This window comes from Eubacterium aggregans (assembly GCF_900107815.1).
In the GTDB taxonomy this organism is placed as follows: Bacteria; Bacillota; Clostridia; order Eubacteriales; family Eubacteriaceae; genus Eubacterium_O; species Eubacterium_O aggregans.
The window spans coordinates 1-26,443 of sequence record NZ_FNRK01000031.1 but is presented as its reverse complement, the minus strand read 5'-3'; the positions used below and the strand labels follow the sequence as shown (position 1 = coordinate 26,443).

Sequence of the window (26,443 nt, the reverse complement as noted above, 5' to 3'; positions counted from 1 at the left end):
CTTCAAATTTTCACCCGATGTCCGCAAAGTCATTTATACGACCAACGCCATAGAAAGCCTCAATGCAACATATCGGAAGCTAAATCGCCAGCGTAGTGTCTTTCCCAGCGATACAGCGCTCCAAAAGGCCCTTTACCTGGCGACCTTTGAAGCGACTAAAAAATGGCGCCTGCCCCTTCGGAACTGGGGGCTGGTTTATGGCGAGCTCAGCATGATGTATGAGGGGCGCTTGCCAGAATAATCATCGATATCGCCTTAATGCACAGGTTGTTTTTATCACCTGTTCTTGACAAGTTACGATTTATGGCGTATATATTAACTATCTAAGGCATATCTATATTGCTTTGTTTTTTCTTTTTTTTCTGATTCTAAGCACAGGAAATTCGTATTTACAGAAAGTCTTTCACACTCCCAGTCTAGCTTTTTGTCCGCACCCCCGACCCAAAAAATCCTACAACCGAAAATACAATCTCAGGATTTCAGAGAAACTTCCAAAGCCATCAACCGACGGAAAGAATAGTTGATGGCTTTTAAAAAGTGCAGACTTACATCCTGACTGCTTCATTATTCAAGATGCCTTCAATCATTTGTTTAAGCTCAGGAAAATCATTCATAACCGTGAAGTACACATCGGCCATCCTCAGTGTTTGATATTTATGTGCGGCAATATCCCGAAATCCAGCGATGGCTTTCCAGGGGACGGTCTTGTACTGCTTTCGAATCTCATCAGACAGTGACTTTACCAATTCTCCAATATTAATGACAGTCATACAGATGGCACGCTTTTTCATTTCATTTTGGTCAAACGCCTCAAAAGAGCTCCTAGCCATCATCATTTCCGCTACAGCGATTTCCTTCAATACCTTAATTAATATCTGTTCGTCCCGATGATTCATACAGCGGTATCACCTTTCCAATTTGAATCAGAGCATCCGGCGGTAGAGGGGCATGGATGAGATCCACGTCCTTCTTAAGCCGTGCTTCCAAATCACTTTGCAGCTTTGACAGGGTGAGCAATGAAACGGCAGGTGTGTCAAATTCAACCAATAAGTCAATATCACTTTCGCTCTGGTCCGATGCGCTGGCATAAGATCCAAACAGATCAATACGCTTGACCGCAAAAAGTGGTGCAATCTCGGTAACCCCTTGGCGGATATCCTTTATCTTCATGGTCCTGCCCTCCTTTGTCTTCATTATACCGGCATCCACTCTGTAAATCAAGCCAATAAAATCCGAACATAGCCCATGTTCGTCCTTTAATAAAACACACCTGTCCGCCAAACAAAAAACCTGCAAACAATGCCAAAAAGAATTGTATTGATTTCAAGGAAAAAATGTGTTTTAATAGAGAAAATTAAAAGTGTATACAGTATTTCATGAAGGACAATGGCGTCCGATTCAGTGGGATGATTGAAGGTTATACAATGACGAAAATGCAGGTCCTGGGGCAATGGTGCTAAGGGATTTAGTTTCGTGCAGGGTAAAATCGAGCGTCCGATGGAATCGGGCGTTCGATTTTTTTGAAGGAGAGTACCATGTTAAGAAAAGAAGGCGAAATCCGAATTCCTTCGGGCTGTGCCATATCGGGCATCATCGACCGTAAGGGACGAAATTGTATTAACGGCAAGACCATTGTGGATTCCATTGCGGTGATGCACGACCGGTCCAACGGGCTGGGGGGCGGCTTTGCGGGGTATGGGATTTACCCGGAATACGCCGATTCCTACGCATTCCACGTGTTCTATGATGATTTTAAGGCCAGACAACAGACCGAGGCCTATCTGGAACGGTTTTTTGATATTGTCAATTTGAGCCGGATTCCGGTGCGTAAAAATAAAAATATTACGGACGAACCCCTGATCTGGCGGTATTTCGTGAACCCGATTTTCACCAAGATCCAGGAGGAAAAGGGGGAAATTGACGAGCAGAAATTCATTGTGGATACGGTGTTCTACATTAATTCAGCCATCGACGGGGCCTATATTTTCTCCAGTGGGAAGAATATGGGGGTCTTTAAAGCCGTGGGCTTCCCCGAGGATGTGGGGGATTTCTACAAGCTGGAGGAATACAATGGCTATTGCTGGACGGCCCATGGCCGTTATCCCACCAATACACCGGGCTGGTGGGGGGGTGCCCATCCCTTTGCGCTGTTAGACTACTCGGTGGTGCACAATGGGGAGATTTCCTCCTACGATGCCAACCGGCGCTATATTGAGATGTTCGATTATAAGTGTACCCTCTTAACCGATACCGAGGTCATCACCTATATCATTGATTACCTCAATCGGAAAGAGGGCTTTGATTACGAGGACATCGCGGCCATTATCGCGGCGCCCTTCTGGGAGGAAATCGACGGGATGCCCCGGGAGCAGGCGGATCGGATGAAGATCCTGCGCAATACCTTTGCCAGCCTGCTCATCACCGGCCCTTTCTCCATTATCTGTGGTTTTAACAAGGGGCTCATGGCCCTGAACGACCGCCTGAAGCTGCGGTCCATGGTGGCGGGTGAAAAGGACGATATTGTCTATATTGCCAGCGAGGAATCCGCCATTCGTGCGGTGTGTCCGGATATTGAGGGGATTTGGGCCCCCCGGGGCGGTGAACCCATTATCGTCCGGGTTGAAGAGGATGGGAAGGAGGCGTAAAAATGGGAATCAATTATATTTATCCAGAATTTGAAATCCACAGGGACCCCACCCGCTGTATTCAATGCCGGGTGTGCGAGCGCCAATGCGCTAACGAGGTCCACAGCTATGACGCAGAGCTGGATGTGATGCGTGCAGACGAAACCCAGTGCGTGGACTGCCAGCGCTGTGTGAGCCTCTGCCCCACCCGGGCTTTAAAAATCGTGAAGACGGATAATACCTTCCGCCCCAATTACAATTGGAAGCAGTCGACCATCGAAGAGGTGTATCGCCAGGCAGGAAGCGGCGGGGTGCTGCTCTCCAGCATGGGGAACCCCGGGGATTATCCGGTGTACTGGGATAAGATGCTCATTAATGCCAGCCAGGTGACCAACCCCTCCATCGACCCCCTCCGGGAGCCCATGGAAACCCGGGTGTTTTTGGGGAAAAAGCCCAGCCATCTGGAGTTCGACAAGCAGGGGAATTTAATATCAGACCTGCCCCCCCAGATTGAACTGGAGCTGCCCGTTATGTTCTCGGCCATGTCCTATGGCTCCATCAGTGAGAATGCCCACAAATCCCTGGCCCGGGCGGCCACGGAGCTGGGCACCTGCTACAATACCGGGGAGGGTGGCCTCAATAAGGAGTTCTACCAGTACGGTCCCAATACCATCGTCCAAGTGGCTTCCGGACGCTTCGGGGTCCACGAGGATTACCTCATGACCGGGGCGGCCATCGAAATTAAGATGGGCCAGGGGGCGAAGCCGGGAATCGGCGGCCATCTGCCAGGCCATAAGATTGGCCAGAAGGTGTCGGAAACCCGGATGATTCCCGAGGGCTCCGATGCCATTTCTCCGGCACCCCATCACGATATTTACTCCATCGAGGATTTGCGTCAGCTGATCTTCTCCTTAAAGGAAGCCACAGATTATAAAAAGCCGGTGATTGTTAAAATCGCGGCGGTGCACAATGTGGCGGCCATTGCCTCGGGCATTGCCCGTTCCGGGGCGGATGTCATTGCCATCGACGGCTTCCGGGGAGGTACCGGTGCCGCCCCCACCCGGATTCGGGATAATGTGGGGATTCCCATCGAGCTGGCCCTGGCGGCCGTGGACCAGCGTCTCCGGGATGAAAAAATCCGAAACGATATCTCCATCGTCGTCGGGGGCTCCATCCGCAGCTCCGCCGACGTGGTCAAGGCCATTGCCCTGGGGGCCGATGCCTGCTATATCGGCTCCTCGGCCCTCATGGCCCTGGGCTGCCACCTCTGCCGAGCCTGCCAGCAGGGCAAGTGCAACTGGGGCATCGCCACCCAAAGAGAGGATTTGGTCAAACGCCTGAACCCCGATATCGGAGCCCAGCGCCTGGTCAACCTCGTCCGGGCCTGGGACCATGAAATCAAGGAAATGATGGGCGGCATGGGGATCAACTCCATTGAGTCCTTAAAAGGTAACCGCTTGATGCTAAGGGGCGTGGGCCTCAGTGAAACCGAGCTAGAAATCCTAGGGATAGAGCACGCGGGACGCTGAGTCCGGTTCTGCGAAGCAGAATCGGTAGCAGGCTGATCGAAGGAGCGTGAGCGAGTAGCCTGCGGTAACGAAGCTAGTGCATTTGAGCGTCTGTCTTATCCATAATATGGATAAGAAAAGACAGATGCGAAAATGTAGACCTTATAGAAGGAGAATATCGTGAAACGAGTCTATGTTAATGAAGAGTGGTGCCTCGGCTGCCATTTATGTGAAGTTCAATGTGCCTTTGCGGGTTCCGGGGAATCCGACATGGTCAAGGCCTTTAATCGGGATGAGAAACCCCTGCCCCGGATTCGGGTAGAGGATGGGGGCGAAGCCGATGGCGGCATCCACTTTGCCGTATCCTGCCGCCACTGTGAAACACCCCTGTGTGTTAAGGGCTGCATCACTGGCGCGCTCTCCGTGGGTGAGGACGGCATTGTCCGCATCGACCAGGAGCGCTGCGTGGGCTGCCGGACCTGTATCGTCATGTGCCCCTACGGCTGTCTGGTCATCGGCAGAAACCACACCATGCTCAAATGTGAGCTGTGCACAGAGACAACAGAAGGCGCACCGGCCTGTGTGGCGGGCTGTCCCAATCAGGCCATCGTCTACGAAGAAAGGGGTGAATAAAATGGCAGAGACCCATACCAAATATCTCATTATCGGCAATGCCACCGCCGCTGTGGGCGGCATCACGGGCATCCGGACAGTGGACCCCGCGGGAAGCATCACCGTCATCTCCGGGGAGGACCGCCACGTGTATTCCCGACCCCTTATCTCCTACTTTCTGGAGGGCCGGGTGGAAAAGGAAAACACCCGCTACCGAGATTTGGACTTCTATGAAAAGAACGATGTAACCGTGGAGTATGGGGTTATGGCCACGGCGGTGGATGCCAAACGTAAGATCGTCACCCTCACCGGGGGGCGGACCATCAGCTACGAAAAGCTTTTGGTAGCCACAGGCTCTCGCCCCTTTGTGCCCCCCATCAAAGGCCGGGATTCGGCCAAGAACACCTTTACCTTCACCACCATGGATGATGCCGAAGGCATTGCCAAGATCCTCACCCCCGAGTCCCAGGTGGTCATTCTAGGGGCGGGCCTTATCGGACTAAAGGCGGCGGAAGCCCTGGTGGACCAGTGTGGAGGCATCACGGTAGTGGATTTAGCGGACCGGGTGTTGCCCAGTGTGCTGGACGCCGAATGTGCGGCCCGTTACGCCGATTATTTAGAGGGGCTGGGCATGGCCCTGCGCCTGGGTACCAGCATCACTGCAATTGGTGATGGGGACGTCACCTTAAGCGATGGGGACACCCTGGCCTATGATATCTTGATTCTGGCAGTGGGCACCCGCCCGGAAAGCGGCCTGGTGGACGAGGCCGGAGGAGAGGTACAGCGGGGCATCGTCACCGACAGCAAACAGACCACCACCCTCTTAGATGTCTACGCCGCCGGGGACTGCACCCAAAGCACCGACTGCTCCTCCCAGACGGAGAAAAACATGGCGATCCTGCCCAATGCCTACCTCCAGGGGGAGGTCGCCGGCATCAATATGGCCGGGGGCGAGGCGGAATACACCCGGGCCTTCCCGGTGAATGCCATGGGGATCAAGGGCTACTATATGCTCACCGCCGGCAGCACCCTGGGTGAGCCGGTGGTGGTGGAGGCGACCGGCACCCTGAAAAAATTCTACATCCAGGATGACTGCCTGGTGGGCTTTATTATTCTGGGAGACTGTGACCGGGGGGGCATTTACACCGAGCTGATTCGAAATCAGACCCCCTTGTCCGAAACGGACTGGGCCATGCTCATGGAAGCCCCCCAGTTAGCTGCCTTTGCGAAGAACATCCGGAAGGCCGATTTGGCAGAAGCACACTAAGGAGGCAGAAATGATTATTGAAGCGAAAGAAAAATACTATACCCAGCTTAACCACGAAATCAAATGTACCGAGGACCAGAACGTCACCATCAAGGGCGTCCTGGGCCAGCGGTACATTGGGACCGGGGTTAAGGGCAAGGACCTCACGGTCTTTGGAACCCCGGGCAATGCCATGGGAGCTTACCTGAATCAGACCAATATTACGGTGTACGGCAATGTCCAGGACGCTGTGGGGGATACCATGGATTCCGGGGATATTGTGGTGTACGGCAAGGCCGGGGATACCCTGGGCTACGGCATGCGGGGCGGCAGCATCTATATCCGGGACGACGGCGGCTACCGGGTGGGCATCCATATGAAGGCCTACGAGGAAAAGCAGCCCGTCATTGTCATTGGTGGCCGGGCAGGCTCATTTTTAGGGGAATACCAGGCCGGGGGCACTATCCTGGTCCTGGGAATTGGCTGCGACGGGGCCTTCCCCGCCGGGGGCTATTGTGGTACCGGTATGCACGGCGGTGCCATGGTCCTCCGGTGTGATGAACCGCCAGTGGGTCTGCCGGAGCAGGTCACGGCCCGTCAGTGCAGTGCTGAGGATATGGAGGGGATCGCCCCCTATATTAAAAAATATTGTCACTATTTTGATGCGGATCCGGCATCCATTTTGGAAGGGACCTATTATAAGCTCACCCCCAGCGCCGGTAATCCCTATCATGGGCTGTACACACCCTATTAAAACCAGTATAATTGAAGGCAAAGGTAGTGGGGGGGTGTGGAGGTTGTGGGGCGGTAGGGGTAGCTCTCAGCAGGAGGCGGGGCGGTAGTGTAAGCTCTCAGATGGCACCGGCGTGCTGGACATATGCTTTCACTCCGTCTGCATGCGAATCCGGACAAGGTATGTTACCAAAAGTGTTTCACACTTTCGAACATACGCTTGTTCGTCTCGAAGCAGACTTACGTGAAAGATATGTCCATCCCGCCTTTGGTTTGTGGATACCGCCGCGGCAGGTACTGCTGCGGTGCTGTCCAAATCGATGATTTGGTCAACAGCACCCATGCAAGGCTTGTCCAAGAAGCCGACCGAAGGGAGAGGTGATTGGGAACAAGCTACTGCTTGCTTCGCTCGTTCCAGGATAGCTTAGTCCCCCTTCGTCCCAGCAAACCCAGGCTGTCCGATTGGTAACTTAAGGGAGGGGCAGCCGTTTAGATATGTGAGCGGAGTGATCCCCTGCGGGCAGTACATTGCAATTCTTAGAGAGCTGCTATGTCAACCCGCCAATAACCCTATCAAACCCGAAGGGTTTGCGCCTTGCCGACTGAGGGGGTGCGCTGTATTCGTCAGCGCCTGGGGTCCGGAGCGAATCTTCTAAACGGCTGGCCCTCCCGGGCTACACCATTACTGCTAGGGGAACAGGACGTTTGTACGAGCCGCGGACAGCCGCCCCACCGCCACAAACCTCAGCGGACGAACTCCACCCCTTTATCTGTACCACGTTTTAGAAAACCAGTATCGAAGGAGAGAATCGATGACTATTGGGAATACGACCCTCGATATTTTAACCTTTATCGAGGCTAATGATATTAAATTTTTGCGGATGCAATTCTGTGGGTTGGATGGGCTGAGCCGGAACATCGCCATTTCTAACAATCAGGTGGAGAACGCCATCTTCTACGGCATCCCCTTTGATGCCAGTTCCGTACCGGGCTTTGAAGATGCCGGCTGTTCAGACTTACTGCTAAAGCCGGATTTTAAAACCCTCATGGTGCTGCCCTGGCGGCCCCAGAAGGGGAAAGTGGCCCGGGTGCTGTGTGATGTGGTCACCCCGGATGGACGCCCCTATGCAGGGGACAGCCGCTATATCTTAAAACAGCAGGTGGAGCGTCTCCATCGCCTGGGCTACACCATGAACATCGGTGCGGAATGTGAATTCTTCCTCTTCCAGCTGGGGGAGGACGGCACGCCAACCATGGAGCCTGTGGATCGGGCGGGTTATGCGGATATGGCCCCCTACGATAAGGGGGAAAATACCCGGCGGGAAATCATCTTCACCCTGGAGGAAATGGGCTTTGAAATTGAAAGCTCCCACCACGAATCAGCGGATGGCCAGCACGAGATTGATTTTAAATACAGCGTCGCCCTGGAATCGGCGGACAACATCATCACCTTCCGCAATGTGGTGAAAACCGTGGCCGGGCGCCATGGCCTCCATGCCACCTTTATGCCCAAGCCCCTGAACGGCCAGGCCGGCAGTGGGATGCACATCAACTTATCCCTCACCAAGGATGGGGAAAACCTCTTTGTGGGGGCGGCCTCTGAATTGTCCGAGGCGGCCAGACATTTCGCTGCCGGGGTGCTCCATCACGTCCCTGGGATGACGGCGGTCACCAATCCCCTGGTGAATTCCTATAAGCGCCTGGCAGATGGGATGGAAGCCCCCCAGCGGGTGAGCTGGGGCTTTGGGGACCGCTCGGCCCTCATTAGAATCCCCGCGGCAGAGGGTGAATACTGCCGCATGGAGCTGCGCAGTCCGGACCCGGCCTGTAACCCCTACCTGGCCTTTGCCCTGATTATCGCCGCTGGGCTGGAGGGAATGGAGGAAAAGCGTGCTCTCTTACCCTCCATTGCCGAAGGGGGCCTGGGGGATTCCCTGCCCATGACCTTAAAGGAAGCGGTAGAAGCCATGGCGGCTGACCCCCTAGTGGAAGCGGTTTTAGGGGCGGATACCGCAAAGCGTTATCAGCAAGCGAAATGGCAGGAATGGCAGTGTTATATTCGGACGGTGAATCCCTGGGAGATTGACGCCTATCGGATGCAGTATTAGGAAGGGAATAGCATTAAGGGAAAGGAGGGGATTCGGTGAACAACGTACTCCTCATCTGCCGTCAGAAAGAGGTCGGCCGGGTACTGACAGAAATCCTCCGGGAAATGGCCTTCGAACAGATCGATGTGATGACATCCGGCGCTGAAGGTCGGCGGCGGATGCAGGAAGCAGAATATACCCTCGCCATCCTCAATACACCCCTTGGGGATGAATTTGGCATTGAGTTTGCCCAGGATATTTTAGAGGAGCATGCCACGGGTGTGGTCCTCATCGTTAAAAATGAGCTGATTGAGCATGTGGAGCGGCAGTTAGAGGAGACCACGGCCTTCGTCGTCCCCAAGCCCATTAATAAAACCCTGCTTCAGCAGAATATCAAATTTATTCTGAATTCCAGGCAGAAAATGCAGCGCCTGATTGAGAAGAATGAGAAGCTGGAGAAAAAGATGGATGATTTGAAGCTGGTGTACCGGGCGAAGCTGTGCCTCATGGGTTACCTGGATATGACCGAGGAACAGGCCCACCGGTATATTCAAAAGCACGCCATGGATATGCGCCTGAAGCCTGCGGAGGTTGCGGTGAATCTGATTAAGACCTACGAGCACCGGTAGGGGGACAGCGGGGCGGTAGGGGCAACTCTTGGTAAGGGGCGGTGTGCTGGACATATGCTTTCACTCCGTCTGCTTGCGGATTCGGACATGGTGCGTTACCGAAAGTGCGGCGCACTTTCGAACGCACACAAGTCCGCCCCGATGCAGACTTACGTGAAAGATATGTCCATCCCACCTTTGTTAGTGGGTACCGCCCTGGGAACAGACTTTAAATACTAACTTCAGTTCCCCGCTCGTCCCAGTAAACTAAGGCTGTCCGAGGATGGTGTGCCTGGCGTGCGATATCGGAGCGCACAGCCAAAGGCTGGTCGATCCGCTTGAGCTGACAGATACACCATCAGCGGAGAGCCGTCCCGCTACCACAAACCTTGGTGGACGAACACCCCATCACCCACCCTCACAGAGCTCCCTCCAAAGGGGCTCTTTCTTATTGCCGGGATTTTTGGTATAATGATAAAAAAACAGGAGGGGTCTATGAAAAAGAGTCTGGTCCATCGGCTGAAAATCAACGTGTTTATTTGTTCCATCATTTTATTAGGCTTTATCGCCATCGGGCTCTTTACCACCCTTTCCATCCGGGATTCCTATACCGACAGCATTCGGGATATTTCCTCCCTTTCCTCCCAGGCGATGTACACGGATATCCTCTACATGTTAGAACAACCCATCAACATTGCCTCAGCCATGTCCAAGGACACCCTTCTCCGGGACCTTATGCCCCGGGAACTGGAGGACGGTGCCTTTACGGATACGGTAAAGGCCTATTTGGGGGAATACCAAAAACCTATGGCTTCGATTCTGTTTTCCTGGTGTCCTGCCAAAGCGGACGGTATTATCACTACGCCAACGGCATCGACCGGGTGTTAGAAACCGGGGACCCCGAAGATACGTGGTACTTCACCTTTTTAAAGGGTTCAGAAGACTATTCCCTCAATGTGGATAATGACGAAGCCCATGGGGACAAAATTACCATCTTTGTGAACTGCAAGGTGAAAGCCGCTGATGGCAGCACCTTAGGGGTGGTGGGGGTTGGCCTGGAAACGGCCTATTTTCAAAAGCTCATTACACAATACCAAGAAAAATACGGGGTTGGGGCCTACCTCATCGACGGTGAGGGCAATGTGGAGGTGTCCGCTGTGCCTGGAGATGCCGGAAAGCGCAATCTCTTTGAGGAGGCCGCCTTTGCAGATATGAAAGGCCACCTGGAGGCCGTCGGCAGCTACGATGATGAAGTGTGGTATACTGGGGAGCAAAGCACGGGGTATCGGATCACCCGGTACCTTCCCCGTCTGAACTGGTATCTCGTCGTTGAAAAAAACACCCATGAAATGCAGCAGAAGATGAGCAACCAGCTGCTTTTAATCTTTTTGGTGGCGGTCATCATTATTTTCAGTATGCTGGCCATCACCACGGTCATTCTGCGGCGCTTTAACCGCTCCATGGTGCGCTTGGCGGAATACGACCAGTTAACGGGGGTCCGGAACCGGCGATGCTACGAGCTGGACATTGCCAAACGGGGACTATCCCTGGAGGCGGGGTCCAGCCTTGGAATTGGGATCTTCGATCTCAATGGTTTGAAAGCCATCAATGATGCCTATGGTCATCAGGTTGGAGATGCGTACATTAAGGAATTTGCCCGCTTGCTAGTCCGTATTTTTGGCGAGGGCGCCGTCTATCGTATCGGTGGGGATGAATTCGCCGTTATTTTGACAGACAGCGATGAAGCCCAGGTGAGGATGTGCTGGGAGCGCCTTAAAAAGGAAATGGCCGCTAAGGACATGGGCCAGGAGATCCCCCTGGGTGCCTCCTTTGGATATGCCTTTTACGATAAAGACCGCCTGAATACAATGGACGCCGTTTTCCGTGCCGCGGATGAAGGGATGTACCAGAATAAACGCAAATCTCAGAATGAAACAAATATGGGAGCAACAGAAAGGAAAAACGACTTTGAAAGCAATAACACTTGAGCCCCTGTGGGCCCACCTTATTTTATGCGGAGAAAAGACCGTTCTTAAGCAGTCATGGCAAACGGATTATCGGGGAGATCTGCTTATTTGCAGCCGTCAAGGCCCCATGGAGCCGGGGACCATCGTTGGGGAGGCCCTCTGCGTGGTCACCCTTTTAGATATCGTCCCCTTTGAAAAAAGCCACCAGCAGGCTGCCCATATGGCTCGTCTGCCCGAGGGGGAAGCGATGGGCTACGCCTGGATCCTCTCGGATCTGCGGTATATTAAGCCCTTTCCCCTGGAGGACGGGGCCGGGCTGTTCACGGTGGAGGACGAGCGTATCCATCCCTGCCCTGGGGATGCCACTCCAGAGGAATACACCACCTTCTTTCAGGAATACTACGTTCCTAAATTTGTGGAGGGCCCCATGGCCCTTTACGAGGCCTTCCTCTGTCCAGTCGTCCCGGATGTTCTCTGGGAAGATACCGAGGCGCTGGGTACCTTAATCCAGGGGGTGCTACCCCTGCCCATGCCAGAGGCCAGCTTCAAAGCGGCTGCCCAGTTGGTATTAAAGGATGAGGTCACCAATGGCAACGGCGTATGGTGTTACCGGGGGAGCACCGAAGCCCTGTCGACATTTCTTAAGCACCAGGGAATGCTAACCGAGAAGTTCAGCGCATTTTTGGCCGCTTATCCCGATTGCGCCGTAGCCTTCCAGGATAATTTTTATCAGTAAACTTGGACCTACAAGTAATAATTTATTATTGAAAATCGTTTTAAAAAAGTATTTGACAGAATAATGATAATAATTTATAATCATAACTGTAATTGAATACAACTTATATAAGTTCGTAATTGGGTCGGACGTTTCTACCAACTACCGTAATAGTTGACTATAAGTTCACATCATCGCCTTTGGCTGGTGTGGATTTATAGCGGCTGTTACGGTTTTTTTATAACCAACCATACAGGAGGAATGCATGTCGCATTTAATCATTAAACAGGCAATGACCGTGGTAACCTGTGATGATCAGGATACCCTTTATGAAAATACGGATATTGAAATAAAGGATGGTGTCATTACCAACCTAGGGGACATTGTCCCCCCAGAGGGGGCGGAGGTCATTGATGCCCGGGGCTGTATTGTTTATCCCGGGCTCATTAACACCCACCATCATCTGTACCAAACCTTTAGCCGAAATTTGCCCCAGGTACAAAAAATGGAGCTCTTCGATTGGCTGGTCACTCTGTATGAGATTTGGAAATATCTGGACGACGAGGTGATTTACCACAGCAGTATTACGGGTATGGGTGAGCTGATGAAAAACGGCTGTACCACCTGTTTTGATCATCACTATGTTTTTCCCCAGGGAAAAAGTGAGGGGCTTTTAGAGGCACAGTTTGAAGCCGCGGGAGATTTGGGGATTCGGATGTTTGCTTCCCGGGGAAGTATGAGCCTGAGTAAAAAGGATGGGGGATTGCCCCCGGACAGCGTGGTCCAAGGTGTGGATGCTATTTTAAAGGACAGCCAGGCGGCGGTGGAACGCTTCCACGATGGGGCACCCTTTTCCATGCGCCAGGTGGCCCTGGCACCCTGCTCCCCCTTTAGCGTCACCGAGGACCTCCTAAGGGAATCCGCCAAGCTGGCCCGAACGTTGGGGGTTCGCCTCCACACCCATTTGTGCGAAACCGTGGATGAGGAACGCTTCGTGGCCAATCGGTGCGGCATGCGGCCCTTGGAATACATGGAGAGCCTGGGGTGGATCGGAGAGGATGTGTGGGTCGCCCACGGCATCCACTTTAATGATGCTGAGTTGAAGCATTTAGCAGAAACCGGGACGGGCATCGCCCATTGTCCCATATCCAATATGAAATTATCCTCTGGGGTCTGTCGGATACCGGAAATGTTAAAACTGGGGGTTCCCGTGGGCCTTGCGGTGGATGGCAGTGCCAGCAACGATGGATCCAACCTCCTAGAGGAAATCCGAGTGGCCTACCTGCTTCACCGCCTCACCAGCGGCAGTGCTGCCCCTACGGGTTATGATTTGCTGAAGATGGCGACCCGGGGAAGTGCTCAGGTACTGGGCCGGAAGGATATTGGTTCCCTGGAAGTGGGAAAGGCCGGAGATTTATTCCTGGTGGACACCAGACGCTTAGAGCTGGTGGGGACCCATTTAGATCCCAAATCCCTTCTGGGGACGGTGGGCCTGAAGGGGCCCGTGGATTATACCGTTGTCAATGGGCAGGTGACCGTGAAAAACGGGCGCCTGGTCACGGTGGATGAGAAAGCAGCCCAGCAAAAGGCCGATGCTCGTGTCAGGGCCTATCTCGCCAAGGCTTAAACCTAAAACTAAATACCAAATATTGAAATGTGCTTATATATATCCGTAATCTGGTCGGACGTTTCTACCAACTACCCTAATAGTTGACTATGAGCCATCGCAAAGACCCCGAGTCTTAGGCGATGGCTTAGGGTCGCCATAGGGTAGTTTTTTTATATAAAAACAGAGCAAGAAAGGAAGGCGTTATATTATGAAAAACGCGGAAAACACGGTGTCCATTTTAAAGGGAAATATTCTTTACCCCATGGACAAACACCGCATTGGAACAAAGCCCGGGGGATATTTAATCTGCCAGGACGATGTTGTGGTCGGTGTCTTTGATGCGGTCCCCCCAAGGTATCGGGAGTATCCCATCACGGATTATGGGGATTATCTCATTATTCCAGGGCTGACGGACCTCCATGTCCACGCCCCCCAGTACCCCTTTCGGGCATTGGGCATGGATTTAGAGCTGCTCCCCTGGCTTCAGACCTATACTTTCCCCGAGGAAAGTAAGTACAGGGATATGGATTATGCGAAGCCGATGTATGAAAAATTTGTGTCGGATTTAAAGCGAAGTGCCACCACCCGGGCGGTCATCTACGGCACCCTCCACACCCCGGGCACCCTGGCCCTTATGGATTTATTGGAGGAATCCGGGCTTGTGAGCCTTGTGGGAAAGGTCAATATGGACCGCAACAGCATTCCAGAGCTCACCGAGGACACCGGGGTGTCCGCAGCGGATACCAGGAAATGGATTGCTGGGTGTCAGGCGCGTTATCAAAGGACCAGGCCCATTTTGACACCCCGGTTCATCCCCTCCTGCAGCGACGAGCTCATGGCGGAATTAGGGAAAATTCAGCGGGAGACCGGTCTGCCGGTGCAGTCCCATCTTTCTGAAAATCGGGACGAAATCGCCTGGGTGTCCGAACTCCATCCCGATACCTCCTGCTACGGCGAAGCCTATGCCAAGTATGGTCTTTTCGGTGGGACGGTGCCGACAGTGATGGCCCACTGCGTCCACTCCACAGAGGAGGAACAGGACCGCATTCAGGAACAAGGGGTCTTTATTGCCCATTGTCCCCAGTCCAATATGAATTTATCTTCTGGGGTGGCCCCGGTCCGCCGCTTCCTTGACCGGGGAATATCCGTTGGCCTTGGCAGTGATGTTGCCGGGGGAACGGCCTTGTCCATTTTCCGGGCCATGGCCGACGCCATCCAGGCGTCTAAGATGCGCTGGGCCCTTTTGGATGACAGTCTGGCCCCCTTGACCCTGGCAGAGGCCTTTTACCTGGGGACAGCTGGGGGCGGTGCCTTCTTTGGAAAGGTTGGGCGTTTTGAGCCGGGCTATGCCTTCGATGCTCTGGTCATTGACGATTCGGATTTTGAAACGACGGCGGATTATAATGGATTAATACAGCGCCTGGAACGATTGGTCTACCTGGGGAGGGATGATCAGATTGTGGCGAAGTATGTCGGCGGGAAACCTGTTTTTTAAGAGGATAGAGGGGTAATCATTATGAAACAACTTTCGGCTTTTTTAGAAAAGCATTTTAAACTCAGTGAGAACAATACAGACATTAAAACAGAGGTGATTGCAGGGTTAACCACCTTTGCAGCCATTGCGTATATTCTGGTGGTCAATCCCCAGGTGCTTTCCGAGCCATTGTTTATTATGGGGGACAGCGCCATGGGTGCCAAGGTCTTTAATGGGGTGTTTTTTGCCACCTGTCTGATTTCCTTTGTCGGGACGATACTCTATGCGCTCTACGCTAAGCTGCCCTTTGCCCAGGCACCTGGGATGGGCCTGAATGCCTTCTTCGCTTTTACCATCGTACTGGGCATGGGGTATACCTATAACCAGGCCCTGGGTGTGGTTTTTATTTCCGGTGTCCTGTTCATCATTTTGTCTGCTACAGGGGTGCGGGAGGCCATTGTTAACGCCATTCCAGCCACCATTAAAAACGCCATTACACCGGGGATCGGACTGTTCCTGACCCTCATTGGATTAAAAAATGCCTCTCTGGTCATTCAGAATCAGGCCACCTTCGTTGGGCTCATTGATTTTTCCCGCTGGGGAGAAACCTTTGCCAAGGAAACCATCAGCGTTGGCGGGGCAGAGTATTTAGCCGCCGATTATCGTCTGATGATTGGGTCGGCCATTGTCGCTTTAGTTGGCTTAGTGGTCATTGCAGCTTTGACCGCCCGAAAGGTCAAGGGGGCGATGATTATCGGGATCTTGGTGGGAACCGTGGTAGGGATTCCCTTTGGCTTAACCCACTTTGGAGGGTTCAGCCTGGATATGGGTCAGCAATTTGCTGATTTTATGGAAGTTTCTTTCTTCAAAATTGATTTTGTCGGTTTGTTTACCCATGGCGGGAATCCAGTGGAAAGCACCTTTACCATCATCATGCTGGTACTGGCCTTTGCCCTGGTCAATATGTTCGATACCATTGGGACCCTTCTGGGAACGGCCAAGCAGGCCAATATGCTGGCACCAGACGGGACGATGCCCCGGATGAAGCAGGCCATGCTGTCCGATGCCATTGCCAGTGCCGGGGGCGCCCTCATCGGGACCTCCACCGCAACGACCGTGGTGGAATCCAGTGCGGGGATCTCCGTCGGGGGACGGACGGGTCTGACCTCGGTGGTTACCGCCGGGATGTTCCTGGTGGCCATCGTACTGGCTCCCTTTATCACCATTATCCCTTCCGCTGCAACGGCACCAGCCCTGATTTTCCTCGGCGTCCTGATGATGGGAGCCGTCAAGGATGTGGATTTCGGGGATATGACCGAAGCCCTGCCTGCGTTCTGCACCATGGTGTTTATGCCCTTTACCTATTCCATTGCCAATGGGATTGCCGCAGGCTTAATCACCTACATTCTGGTGAAGATACTCTCTGGCCGGCACCAATTCCTAAAGCCCGCAGACGGCAGCGAAAGACGTCGGGAAATCAACATCATCACCGTCGTACTGGCCTTCCTCTTCGTAATTCGTTTTGCCTTTATGGTTAATGGGTAAAGAGGGAGATTGTGAGGTAGTGGGGCGGTAGGGATAGCTCTCTATAAAGGGCGGTGGGCTGGACATATGCTTTCACTCCGTCTGCTTGCGAACAGCCGCCCCATTGCTACAGAGTCTCACGGACGAACTACTCCACTGCCGTTGGCCGCACCAATCAAAAACCACCGCCCCGTTTCAGGGCGGTGGTTTTTCGTTACAGCAACTATCGGACGGTCTGTACCGCGTTGTCCTTCAGGACCACATCGTGGGCGCCGCCCTCGGTGATACTGGTGGAAGAGACCAGGGTTAGCTTGGCCTTATCCTGGAATTCCGGAATGCTGAGGGCGCCACAATTACAGAGGGTGGAGCGCACCTTGGCAAGGGTTGAACCCACGTTGTCATGGAGACTGCCGGCGTAGGGGACGTAGGAATCCACCCCTTCTTCAAAGGACAGCTTCTTATCGCCGCCCATATCGTAGCGTTGCCAGTTCCGGGCCCGGCTGCTGCCTTCACCCCAGTACTCCTTCATGTAATTCCCGCCGATATTGACAATGCGGGTGGGGCTTTCATCAAACCGGGAGAAGTAACGGCCCAGCATGACGAAATCACTCCCCATGGCTAGGGCCAGGGTGATGTGGTGGTCGTAGACGATGCCCCCGTCGGAGCAGATGGGGATGTAAATTCCCGTTTCTTCGAAGTACTCATCCCGGGCAGCAGCGACTTCAATGACCGCCGTGGCTTGTCCCCGGCCAATGCCCTTCTGTTCTCTCGTGATACAGATAGAACCGCCGCCAATGCCGATTTTTATGAAATCAGCGCCGGCTTCGGCTAAGAACCGGAAGCCCTCCCGGTCCACCACATTGCCTGCCCCCACCTTCACGGTATCGCCATAGGTCTGGCGAACCCAGGCCAGGGTGCGTTTCTGCCACTCCGAATAGCCTTCAGAGGAGTCGATGCACAGCACGTCGGCGCCTGCTTCAATAAGGGCAGGAATGCGGGTTTCGTAGTCCCGGGTATTAATACCGGCCCCCACAATATAGCGTTTCTGGGCATCCAATAGCTCTAAGGGGTTTTCCTTATGAGCGGAGTAATCCTTCCGGAAAACAAAATAAGCCAGGGTGCCATCGTCATTGATGATGGGCAGGGAATTCAGCTTGTTTTCCCAGATGATGTCGTTGGCTTCCTTTAAAGTCGTTCCAATGGGGGCAGAGACCACCTTTTCCACCGGGGTCATAAATTCCTTTACCTTGGTGGCAGGGTCCATGCGGCTCACCCGGTAATCCCGGCTGGTGACGATCCCCACAAATTTTCCGCCGCCGGTGCCATCGGCAGTCACCGCAGTGGTGGAGTGACCGGTGCGTTTCTTCAGGTCCAGGACATCGGCCATGGTGGATTCTGGAGAGATATTGGCGTCGCTGGGGACGAAGCCTGCTTTGTGGGCCTTCACCCGGGCCACCATGGCGGCTTCATCCTCGATGGATTGGGAGCCGTAGATGAAAGAAATCCCACCTTCAGTGGCCAGGGCAATGGCCATCTTTTCCCCGGAGACGGACTGCATGATGGCGGAAGTCATGGGGATGTTCATGGTGATTTCGGACTCTTCCCCCTTTTTGTACTTGACCAGGGGTGTTTTTAGATTCACATTGGCAGGGATACACTCCGCAGAAGAATACCCCGGGACGAGTAGGTATTCACTGAAGGTGCGTGATGGTTCTTCAAAATAATGGGCCATAAATCCTCCTATACTTTAATGTGCTTTATTGTTCCAGATGAGATGAAAAGCAATAGCCAGAGGACTATTGCTTTTCATAAGGGACGATGGTTAAATGTAATTAATTGTAATAAGTATAGGTGTTTTTAAGGTGGATGTCAAGGGGATGCTATTTCTCAGAAGAAAATATTTCAATCCCCTCCTACCTGGGTTATAATAAACCCATCAATACACGGAGGCAACCATGGAAGAATTGAAGGGCTCCCTGGAGCATGTGGTATTCCACAACGAGAAAAATGGATATACGGTGGCGGATTTCGACATCGACGGCCAGCTGGTCACCGTGGTGGGGTCCATCGAGGAGCCCCGGGAGGGGGAGTATCTCAAGTTAAGGGGCACCTGGGCAGAGCACCCCACCTTTGGGGAGCAGTTTAAAATAATACAGTACAGCATCGATACCCCGTCGACAGAAGGGGGCGTCATCCGATATTTAAGCTCCGGTTTACTGCCGGGGGTGGGGGAGAAAACCGCCCAGGCCATCGTCGCCCATTTTGGGGTGGGTGCCATCGAGATTCTGGATCGGAATCCTAACCGCCTCACAGAAATTGCCGGGATTGGGAAAAAAACTGTGGAGAAAATCATCGAGGCCTACGCCGATCAGCGGGAGGTCCGGGAGGTGGTCCTGGCCCTCCAGGAATACGGCATATCCACCACCTACGCCATGAAGCTCTACAGGGTCTATGGACAGAATACCGTCAAGGTACTCTTTGCCGACCCCTATCAGATTATAAAGGATGTCCCCGGCATCGGCTTTAAAATTGCCGATGGCATCGCCAGCCAGCTGGGGGTGACCGCGGATAATCCCAAGCGCATTGCGGCCAGCATCACCCAAAGCCTCCGGGAATGCTACGCTTCGGGGAACACCTATATGGATAAGGGGGAGCTCATTAACACCAGCGCCCGGGTTTTGGGGCTGGAGCTTTGGGACGACAGTGCCCTTATGACCATTGCAGACCAGGTTGAAGAAATGACCCTGGCCGGGGATTTAAAGCTGGACTTCATTGGCGAGGCCGAAGCCTATTACCCCATGATGCTTTTTGAAGCCGAGGATACCCTGGCCCTGGACTTCGCCCGAATGGCCCGGTACGAGCATGACACCCTGGATGCTGATTGGGGGGCTTTGGTAGAGCAGTATGCCCAGGGGGTGGGGATCGTCTTAGACCCCAGCCAGCGGGATGCCCTGATGACAGCCCTGGATTCTGGGGTGACCATCATCACCGGGGGACCGGGAACCGGGAAGACCACCATCGTCAGCGGCCTCATCGATATTTTAACCGGACGGGGGCTTTCCGTGGTGCTGGCGGCCCCCACGGGCCGGGCAGCCAAGCGCATGGCCGAGGCCACCGGAGAGGAAGCCCGGACCATTCATCGCCTGCTGGAGTATGAACCCACGGGAGATGACGGCCCCCTGCGCTTCGCCAGGGATGAGGACAATCCCCTTTCCGAGGATGTGGTCATTGTGGATGAGGCCTCCATGGTGGATACCCTGCTCATGGCTAGTCTGACCCGGGCCCTATCCCCGGGGACCAAGCTGATTTTAGTGGGGGATGTGGACCAGCTGCCCAGTGTGGGGCCGGGCCAAGTTCTGACGGATCTCATTGAAAGCCAGGTTGTGCCCGTGGTGCGTCTGACGGCCATCCATCGCCAGGCCAAGGGCTCGGCCATCGCTCTGGCGGCCCAGTCCATTAATGGGGGTCATCTCCCAGAGGTCGGCGGGGATGGGCATTCGGATTTAGTGTATCTGAGCCGCCAAAGCACCGGCCAGGCCCTGGAGACCATTCTGGGACTGGTGGGGAGCGGGGCAGGGGATGGCACCGTCCCGGGAGCACCCCAGATCATCACCCCCATGAAAAAAGGCCCCCTGGGAACCATTGCCTTAAACGCGGCCCTCCAAAAGGCCTTAAACCCCGCCGCTCCAGAGAAGAATGAACGAGCCCTGGGGAATCTCATCTTTCGGGAGGGGGATAAGGTGATGCAGATTAAGAATGATTACAAATTAAAATGGCAGGACCAAAAGACTTACGAGTCTGGAGAAGGGATTTTTAATGGGGACATTGGTGTCATCACCCGCATCGATACCTCGGGTAAAACCCTAACAGTGCATATGGATGATGATAAGGTGGTGGACTATCCCTTCGATGGGCTGGGAGCCCTGGCCCATGCCTATGCCATGACCATCCACAAAAGCCAGGGGAGCGAGTTTTCCCAGGTCATCCTTCCCCTTATCAGCGGTTCACCCAGTTTTCTCACGCGGAAGCTGCTGTACACCGCCATCACCCGTGCCAAGGACAAGCTCTATTTGGTGGGCCCCTGGCCGAATCTGGTGCGCATGGTCCGCAGTGACCATGACGCTCAACGGCGGACGGGTCTGAAGTCCCGGATTTTGGCCTACACGGATCTGGGGATTTAAGATGTCAGCCTGGGGTAGGATTGTGAAAAAAGCCCTTTTCCCGGAAAACGGAACTTGCCCGGTCTGTGGGCGGGTCCTGTTTTCCAGGGATCACTTTCTCTGCAGCCGGTGTCAGGAGGATCTCCCCTTGAATCAGGGGGAAACTTGCCTGATCTGTGGCCGCCACCTCATAAATGGTGAAGCCATCCGCTGCAGGGATTGCAGCCAGGTTGTGGACCTGGGATTTCAGGCGGGCTGTGTGTGGCTTGACTATACGGAAAACGCCAAGCCCCTGGTTTATGGCATGAAATTTCAGGGCCGCCGGGGACTGTGCCATTGGGTGGGGCAGCAGATGGCAGATATGGTGATGGCTGCGCCCTGGTTTTCAGAAATCGACCGTATCATCCCCGTTCCCCTTCATGAGAGCCGTCTGTCAGAGCGGGGCTATAACCAAAGTATGGAAATCGCCCAGGGACTTTCCCGGGAAATTGAGGTGCAGACAGGTCAGATTATCCCCGCAGCAGAGGGGCTTGTGCGCATCGTCCCCACGCCCCACCAAATCGGTCAGAGCCGTAGGGAACGCCTGAAGCTTCTGAGCAGTGTTTTCGAAAATTCCCCAGAGGTAGATGTCCGGGGACAGCGGGTGCTTTTGGTGGATGATGTCATCACCACCGGGGCTACCCTTCGGGCCTGTGCAACGGCACTGCTTTCGGCAGGGGCCCAAACCGTATTCATTGCGGCCTGCGCCGGAGGTGGGGCCTAAGGTTATCCCCTTCCAAACCTTGACATTGAAAAGAACCATGGGTATACTTTAAGCAGGAATATTAAAGGAGCGAAATGATGGAAAAACCGTTGGCGGCACTGCAGCAGCTTGTAAAGCGTGTAGAAGCATCAAGTCCGTTTTACCAAAAAATATTTAAAGAAGCCGGGGTAACCGCCGCGGACGTAAAAACCATGGATGATTTTAACAATCTTCCCTTTAGTGAAAAGGCCGATCTCCGGCGGGTTTACCCCCTGGGCCTCCAGGCCGTCCCCGATGAAGCGGTGGTCCGGATTCATTCCTCATCGGGAACAACCGGGGACCCCGTTATCATCCCCTATACTAAAAAGGATGTCGAGGATTGGGCCATCATGTTCGAGCGGGCCTACCGCTACGCCGGGATGACCAATCGAGACCGTATCCAGATTACACCAGGGTATGGACTGTGGACTGCAGGGATTGGTTTTCAGGCCGGTGCCGAACGTCTGGGGGCCATGGTCATCCCCATGGGACCGGGGAACACCCCCAAGCAGCTTAAAATGATGGCGGACCTGAAGTCTACGGTTATTGCCTGCACCTCCTCCTATGCCTTAGTTCTGGCTGAGGAGGTGGCCAAAGCCGGCCTCCGGGATAAAATCTGTCTGACCAAGGGCATTATCGGATCGGAGCGTTGGGGGGATAAAATGCGTCGGCGCATCGTTGAAGAGCTCGGTATTGAAATTTACGATATTTACGGCTTAACCGAGGTATATGGACCCGGGATTGCCATCGACTGTGAACATCACTGTGGGATGCACTACTGGAATGATTATATCTATATGGAAATCATCGATCCCGATACCCTGCGCCCCGTCCCCGATGGAGAATATGGGGAGGTTGTGATCACCACCCTTAAAAAGGAAGGTGCCCCCCTCCTCCGGTATCGGACCCACGATATTAGCCGGATTATCCCCGGTGAATGCCCCTGCGGTTCGCCCTTTCCCAGGCACGACCGTATCTTAGGCCGTACGGATGATATGTTTAAGGTCAAGGCCGTGAATATGTATCCTGGCCAAATCGATGAGCTTCTCCGGGATATTCCAGGGGTCAGCTCGGAATACCAGGTGCGTATTTTTAACCAAGGGGGAAAGGATGAGGTCGCCCTCCGCTTTGAGGTGGAGGAGGATGCAGACATCACTGCCGTTGAAAAAGCAGTCGGTGCGGGGTTTAAATCTCGGATAGGCATCAGTATCACCCCCCAGGGCGGACGCATCGGATCGCTGCCCCGCTCAGAAAAAAAGACGGTTCGCGTTATCGATGAACGTTATGAGTCATAAAGGAGAATAAAATGTCAAAGAAAAAAAAGGATAAGCCACGTTTTGAGATCGTCCTCCATGAAACCAGTGAGGATGGATCGGGATCGAAGATCATCGAGGATCGAGAGACGGGAGTCGTCTATCTCTACCACTATGGACATGGTGGTGCCGGAATGACGGCCCTTCTGGATGATCAGGGAGATCCTGCCATTGGACCGGAACGCTAAAAAAGTCCCCATATCGTCTTAAAGAACCTTTAATGGCAAACCACCGTTAAGGTGCCATTAAGCAGGGAGGAGTATCCTACAAGCAGTAAAAGATTTTCCCCCCTCAACTTTTACGAATATGCATGATAAACATGACAAACAGAAAAAAGTCCGGAGCTGAGCACTCCGGGCTTTTTTTTATGCCGGGTTTTTGAAGGTAGAGCACCCGAAGCCTAAAGTAATTCCGGATGCTGGTGGAATAAGAAATCAAAATACTGCATTTCCCGGTCATCCTCCCAGGGAAGATCCGTGAGATAGCTGTGATCTTGAAGCAGCGGGGGGATGACACGGGCATTGGTGATTTTCGGAGTATCCAATGCTTGGATACGGGTTACCGTTTGGGCGATGCCACGGTTAAAGAGATCGACGTAGCTGTCCGAGGAAAAAGCACCCGTTACAGGGTGCCGCCAGGAAGAGTGATTCAGGTTCAGCACCAGAGGGATATCGGTATCCGCCGGATAAAAGACCCGGCTGAGGGCATGTTCTTCACCGACAAGCCGCTCCACCGAGCTCAAGGCCCATTTCTTGCTGCCCGTGGCATCGGCGGTATGACGCACGATTCGCCTTGTATTGTGCAGACTCTTTTTAAAGCTGTGGGGGGATGGGGATACCCCATACACGCACCTCAGAATATGGCTGTAAAAAAGATCCAGGATCTCCTCGGTTTGCGGTGAAAGGGTAAAGATTTTTTCTGCATTAAAATGGCAGGCCCATTGATTGAAGACATAGCGTAAATTCGCCACATCTAAAAGGACCTCATAGCGTTTATGAAAATAGGAATAGATTCGGCTGGGCGGGAAATGCCGATCGTAGCACCCCGTACGATAGAAAATAAAGGGGTGCGTGGCTGTATCCAGGGCATGGTGACTTAAAAAACCAGCCAAATAGCTAAGCACAACATCCCGTTCCCAGGGGTGGCTTTTGGCATAGGCCAGTCCCTGGATAAAAAAATCGTTTACCCGCTGCCGGTGGATCAGGCTGCCATACTGGTTTGCCGGATGGTGTCCAGGCAAAGGAATGGGAAAATCGTAATAAAAGAAATCCGGGCCCTGGGTTCCAAGGCAGTAGACATCGTAATGGTCGGCGATAATGGTGCGCATCGGCGACTCTTCGGGTAAAAGCTCGAAGGCCCGCTGCCCACAAAAATAGTGATTGAGCATATCTGACATCGGTCACCTCTAAGAAAATGTGATATAATACCTTTAATATACCATAAAATCGAATAGTATAACTGAAGGAGATTACCATGTATTTAAAAGGAATTGCCATGGCATCCCATCCCCCAATCATCATTCCGGAGGTGGGCAATGGCCGAGAGCAAAAAGCAGAAAAAACCATACGGGGTATGAAGGACCTCGCCCTGGAAGTGGCTAAAATTAAACCTAAAACCATTGTCTGTATCACCCCCCATGGCAATGTGTTTCGGGATGGGGTCAGTGTTTTATATCACCCCACCCTTTCCGGTGATTTTAGTGAATTTGGAGCCCCCCAGGTCCAACTTACAAAGGCATGCGATATGGGGCTTCTCGATCAGCTCAACCAGAGTTTTGGAGAAAACAATTGCCACAGCCTCTTCATTAATCCCAAAACAGCAAAAGAATACGACATTGACCTTCGGCTGGACCACGGGGTACTCGTCCCCCTGACCTTTATTGATAAGGTTTATCCGGACTATCAAATTCTTCATTTGACCATCGGGTATCTCAGCCTTGTGGAGCTCTACCGCACTGGGCGCATCCTTCGGGAGGCCATTGAGTTAAATGGTGAGGATACCCTGATTCTAGCCAGTGCGGATTTATCCCATTGTTTAAAGGATGAAGGCCCTTATTCCTTTAACCCCATGGGTCCTCTCTTTGACACCCTGGTGGTTAAGGCCATTGAAGATAAAGAGTACTATGATCTGTTAACCTTAGATCCTAAAATCTATGAGCCGGCGGGCCAATGTGGCCTGCGGCCCATGGTGATGGCCCTGGGGGCAGCGGACAGCATAAAAACCAACTCCCAGGTATTTGCTTATGAAGGACCCTTTGGCGTGGGCTATATGGAAGCCCTCATTACCTTTGATTTAACGGGGGAGGACCCCACCAATGAAAGCTTGCTGACCCATTTTGAGCAGGAAATGAACACCCAATATAGAGACCGTTTGGCAAAGGCAGATCCCTTTGTATCCCTAGCCACCCAGACCATTGATACCTGGGTGCGGACAGGAACCCGCTTATCAGAGGGGGATTTCCTGAAAACGGTAGAGGATGAAAAGGCGGCTCAAAGATTGGCAGATCCTGCCGGCGTCTTTATAACCATCTATAAAAGTGGAGAACTACGAGGGTGTATCGGCACCATCCACCCAGTGACGAAAAGCCTGAGTGAAGAGATTATCCGAAACGCCATCGAAGCCGCAATCTATGACCCGCGTTTCCTTCCTGTTGAAGAAGCCGAGCTTAATCAGTTATCTGTTAGTGTCAGCATCATGGGTGAGCCAGAGGATATCGATGATACTGCCGAGCTTGACCCCCATCGTTATGGCATTATTGCCGAAAAAGGCCTGCGCCGGGGACTGCTCCTGCCGAACCTTACGGGAATTGATACCATTGAAGAGCAAATTGCCGCGGTTAAGCGTAAAGCCGGTATCCCAGACTATGAGGCAGACGATGAATTGGGCGAAAAACTCCATTACCAACGCTTTGAGGTCGAATATCATAATTAATTTTGTATACATGCAAAAAAGCCCTTGACAAAAGGTCCGAGGCAGCATATACTAAATGAGCTGTCTCGGAAGGGACGGGGGCAAAACGAAAAATCTGTAAAATTACTAAAAATAGGACTTGACAAAGCGGATACGGTTTGCTAAAATAAATAAGCTGTCTCGAGAGAGGCACACCAAATCAACGGCATTGAAAAACATTTAAAAAAAGTGCTTGACAATGAAAGAGTGGTTTGGTAAAATAAATAAGCTGTCAAAAGCAAACGACTTCAGAATTGAGAAAATTTAAAAAACTTTCAAAATTCACTTGACAGAAATAAATGCTTCTGCTATAATAAAGAAGTTGTCAATTACGACAGCGAGGTCATAGAAAAGAGAATAGTACCATAAAACCTGGATAAAACCAAAGATTCCGAAGCAGAGAGATCTGTTGAAGAAAAGAAGAAGTGAGTCGAACACTTCTATAAAACAAACGAACCAAGCGTAAGAACCAGAACATCGGCTGAGGCCGATGACAAACTTTTATTGAGAGTTTGATCCTGGCTCAGGACGAAC

23 protein-coding genes and 2 riboswitches are annotated in these 26,443 nt (G+C 52.9%); of the genes, 19 read left to right on the top strand and 4 right to left on the bottom strand.

Annotation, left to right across the window (positions count from 1 at the left end; translation table 11 throughout):
* A partial coding sequence (locus BLW33_RS12680) for a transposase (RefSeq protein WP_143032647.1) occupies positions 1 to 241 on the top strand: 241 nt, incomplete at its 5' end.
* A 304-nt stretch (positions 242 to 545) separates the two neighbouring features.
* Here BLW33_RS12680 and BLW33_RS12675 read toward each other — a convergent pair.
* Positions 546 to 896, bottom strand: coding sequence for a HepT-like ribonuclease domain-containing protein (locus BLW33_RS12675; RefSeq protein ID WP_090309512.1), 351 nt, complete (start codon positions 894 to 896; stop codon positions 546 to 548).
* Entirely contained in the window at positions 865 to 1,170 is a 306-nt protein-coding gene (locus BLW33_RS12670; protein WP_090309510.1) for a nucleotidyltransferase family protein, read from the bottom strand. The genes BLW33_RS12675 and BLW33_RS12670 overlap by 32 nt, the downstream gene beginning before the upstream one ends.
* 365 nt (positions 1,171 to 1,535) lie before the next feature.
* On the opposite strand from BLW33_RS12670, the gene BLW33_RS12665 reads away from it, so the two are divergent.
* The 13 genes from BLW33_RS12665 (at position 1,536) to BLW33_RS12605 (ending at position 16,727) form a co-directional block, all read left to right on the top strand.
* Entirely contained in the window at positions 1,536 to 2,645 is a 1,110-nt protein-coding gene (locus BLW33_RS12665) for a class II glutamine amidotransferase (RefSeq protein WP_090309509.1), read from the top strand.
* 2 nt (positions 2,646 to 2,647) lie between these two features.
* A complete protein-coding gene (locus BLW33_RS12660) occupies positions 2,648 to 4,153 on the top strand; it encodes a glutamate synthase-related protein (protein WP_090309505.1) in 1,506 nt (501 codons plus the stop codon).
* Between the two features lie 159 nt (positions 4,154 to 4,312).
* The gene (locus BLW33_RS12655) at positions 4,313 to 4,765 is read left to right on the top strand and encodes a 4Fe-4S dicluster domain-containing protein (protein WP_090309502.1); all 453 of its coding nucleotides are present in this window, start codon (positions 4,313 to 4,315) and stop codon (positions 4,763 to 4,765) included.
* A gap of 1 nt (position 4,766) precedes the next feature.
* Complete coding sequence (locus BLW33_RS12650; RefSeq protein ID WP_090309499.1) at positions 4,767 to 6,011, top strand: NAD(P)/FAD-dependent oxidoreductase; 1,245 nt, start codon at positions 4,767 to 4,769, stop codon at positions 6,009 to 6,011.
* 10 nt (positions 6,012 to 6,021) lie between these two features.
* Positions 6,022 to 6,744, top strand: a complete 723-nt coding sequence (locus BLW33_RS12645) for a GltB/FmdC/FwdC-like GXGXG domain-containing protein (protein WP_090309496.1) — start codon at positions 6,022 to 6,024, stop codon at positions 6,742 to 6,744.
* Between the two features lie 790 nt (positions 6,745 to 7,534).
* Entirely contained in the window at positions 7,535 to 8,830 is a 1,296-nt protein-coding gene (locus BLW33_RS12640) for a glutamine synthetase family protein (RefSeq protein WP_176966730.1), read from the top strand.
* 35 nt (positions 8,831 to 8,865) lie between these two features.
* Complete coding sequence (locus tag BLW33_RS12635) at positions 8,866 to 9,438, top strand: ANTAR domain-containing response regulator (RefSeq protein WP_090309493.1); 573 nt, start codon at positions 8,866 to 8,868, stop codon at positions 9,436 to 9,438.
* A gap of 474 nt (positions 9,439 to 9,912) precedes the next feature.
* Positions 9,913 to 10,305, top strand: a complete 393-nt coding sequence (locus tag BLW33_RS12630; protein ID WP_090309490.1) for a hypothetical protein — start codon at positions 9,913 to 9,915, stop codon at positions 10,303 to 10,305.
* A complete protein-coding gene (locus tag BLW33_RS12625) occupies positions 10,248 to 11,405 on the top strand; it encodes a sensor domain-containing diguanylate cyclase (protein WP_143032646.1) in 1,158 nt (385 codons plus the stop codon). The genes BLW33_RS12630 and BLW33_RS12625 overlap by 58 nt, the downstream gene beginning before the upstream one ends.
* Entirely contained in the window at positions 11,386 to 12,120 is a 735-nt protein-coding gene (locus BLW33_RS12620) for an ASCH domain-containing protein (protein ID WP_176966729.1), read from the top strand. The genes BLW33_RS12625 and BLW33_RS12620 overlap by 20 nt, the downstream gene beginning before the upstream one ends.
* An 83-nt stretch (positions 12,121 to 12,203) precedes the next feature.
* Positions 12,204 to 12,300, top strand: a riboswitch (purine riboswitch).
* Between the two features lie 64 nt (positions 12,301 to 12,364).
* The gene (locus tag BLW33_RS12615; protein ID WP_090309482.1) at positions 12,365 to 13,726 is read left to right on the top strand and encodes an 8-oxoguanine deaminase; all 1,362 of its coding nucleotides are present in this window, start codon (positions 12,365 to 12,367) and stop codon (positions 13,724 to 13,726) included.
* Positions 13,727 to 13,739: 13 nt separating this feature from the next.
* Positions 13,740 to 13,836: riboswitch (purine riboswitch) on the top strand.
* An 80-nt stretch (positions 13,837 to 13,916) separates the two neighbouring features.
* Positions 13,917 to 15,203: an amidohydrolase family protein gene (locus BLW33_RS12610; RefSeq protein WP_090309479.1), complete on the top strand. Its 1,287-nt coding sequence runs from the start codon at positions 13,917 to 13,919 to the stop codon at positions 15,201 to 15,203.
* Positions 15,204 to 15,224: 21 nt separating this feature from the next.
* Complete coding sequence (locus tag BLW33_RS12605) at positions 15,225 to 16,727, top strand: NCS2 family permease (protein ID WP_090309476.1); 1,503 nt, start codon at positions 15,225 to 15,227, stop codon at positions 16,725 to 16,727.
* 202 nt (positions 16,728 to 16,929) lie between these two features.
* Here BLW33_RS12605 and BLW33_RS12600 read toward each other — a convergent pair whose 3' ends face one another.
* The gene (locus BLW33_RS12600; RefSeq protein ID WP_090309473.1) at positions 16,930 to 18,438 is read right to left on the bottom strand and encodes an IMP dehydrogenase; all 1,509 of its coding nucleotides are present in this window, start codon (positions 18,436 to 18,438) and stop codon (positions 16,930 to 16,932) included.
* Between the two features lie 223 nt (positions 18,439 to 18,661).
* Here BLW33_RS12600 and recD2 point away from each other — a divergent pair, with 223 nt between their 5' ends.
* The 4 genes from recD2 (at position 18,662) to BLW33_RS12580 (ending at position 23,148) form a co-directional block, all read left to right on the top strand.
* Positions 18,662 to 20,887 carry an SF1B family DNA helicase RecD2 gene (gene recD2, locus BLW33_RS12595; protein ID WP_090309470.1) on the top strand — a complete coding sequence of 742 codons (2,226 nt, stop codon included), beginning with the start codon at positions 18,662 to 18,664 and terminating at the stop codon, positions 20,885 to 20,887.
* A 1-nt stretch (position 20,888) separates the two neighbouring features.
* A complete protein-coding gene (locus BLW33_RS12590) occupies positions 20,889 to 21,629 on the top strand; it encodes a ComF family protein (protein WP_090309467.1) in 741 nt (246 codons plus the stop codon).
* Between the two features lie 74 nt (positions 21,630 to 21,703).
* Positions 21,704 to 22,942, top strand: a complete 1,239-nt coding sequence (locus BLW33_RS12585) for a phenylacetate--CoA ligase family protein (RefSeq protein ID WP_090309464.1) — start codon at positions 21,704 to 21,706, stop codon at positions 22,940 to 22,942.
* A gap of 11 nt (positions 22,943 to 22,953) precedes the next feature.
* A complete protein-coding gene (locus BLW33_RS12580; RefSeq protein WP_090309463.1) occupies positions 22,954 to 23,148 on the top strand; it encodes a DUF6440 family protein in 195 nt (64 codons plus the stop codon).
* Between the two features lie 212 nt (positions 23,149 to 23,360).
* On the opposite strand, the gene BLW33_RS12575 is transcribed toward BLW33_RS12580, so the two are convergent.
* Positions 23,361 to 24,356 carry a zinc dependent phospholipase C family protein gene (locus BLW33_RS12575; RefSeq protein ID WP_090309460.1) on the bottom strand — a complete coding sequence of 332 codons (996 nt, stop codon included), beginning with the start codon at positions 24,354 to 24,356 and terminating at the stop codon, positions 23,361 to 23,363.
* A 77-nt stretch (positions 24,357 to 24,433) separates the two neighbouring features.
* Between BLW33_RS12575 and amrA the strand changes: the two genes are divergently transcribed.
* Complete coding sequence (gene amrA, locus BLW33_RS12570; RefSeq protein ID WP_090309459.1) at positions 24,434 to 25,891, top strand: AmmeMemoRadiSam system protein A; 1,458 nt, start codon at positions 24,434 to 24,436, stop codon at positions 25,889 to 25,891.
* The last annotated feature ends 552 nt before the right edge of the window (positions 25,892 to 26,443 follow it).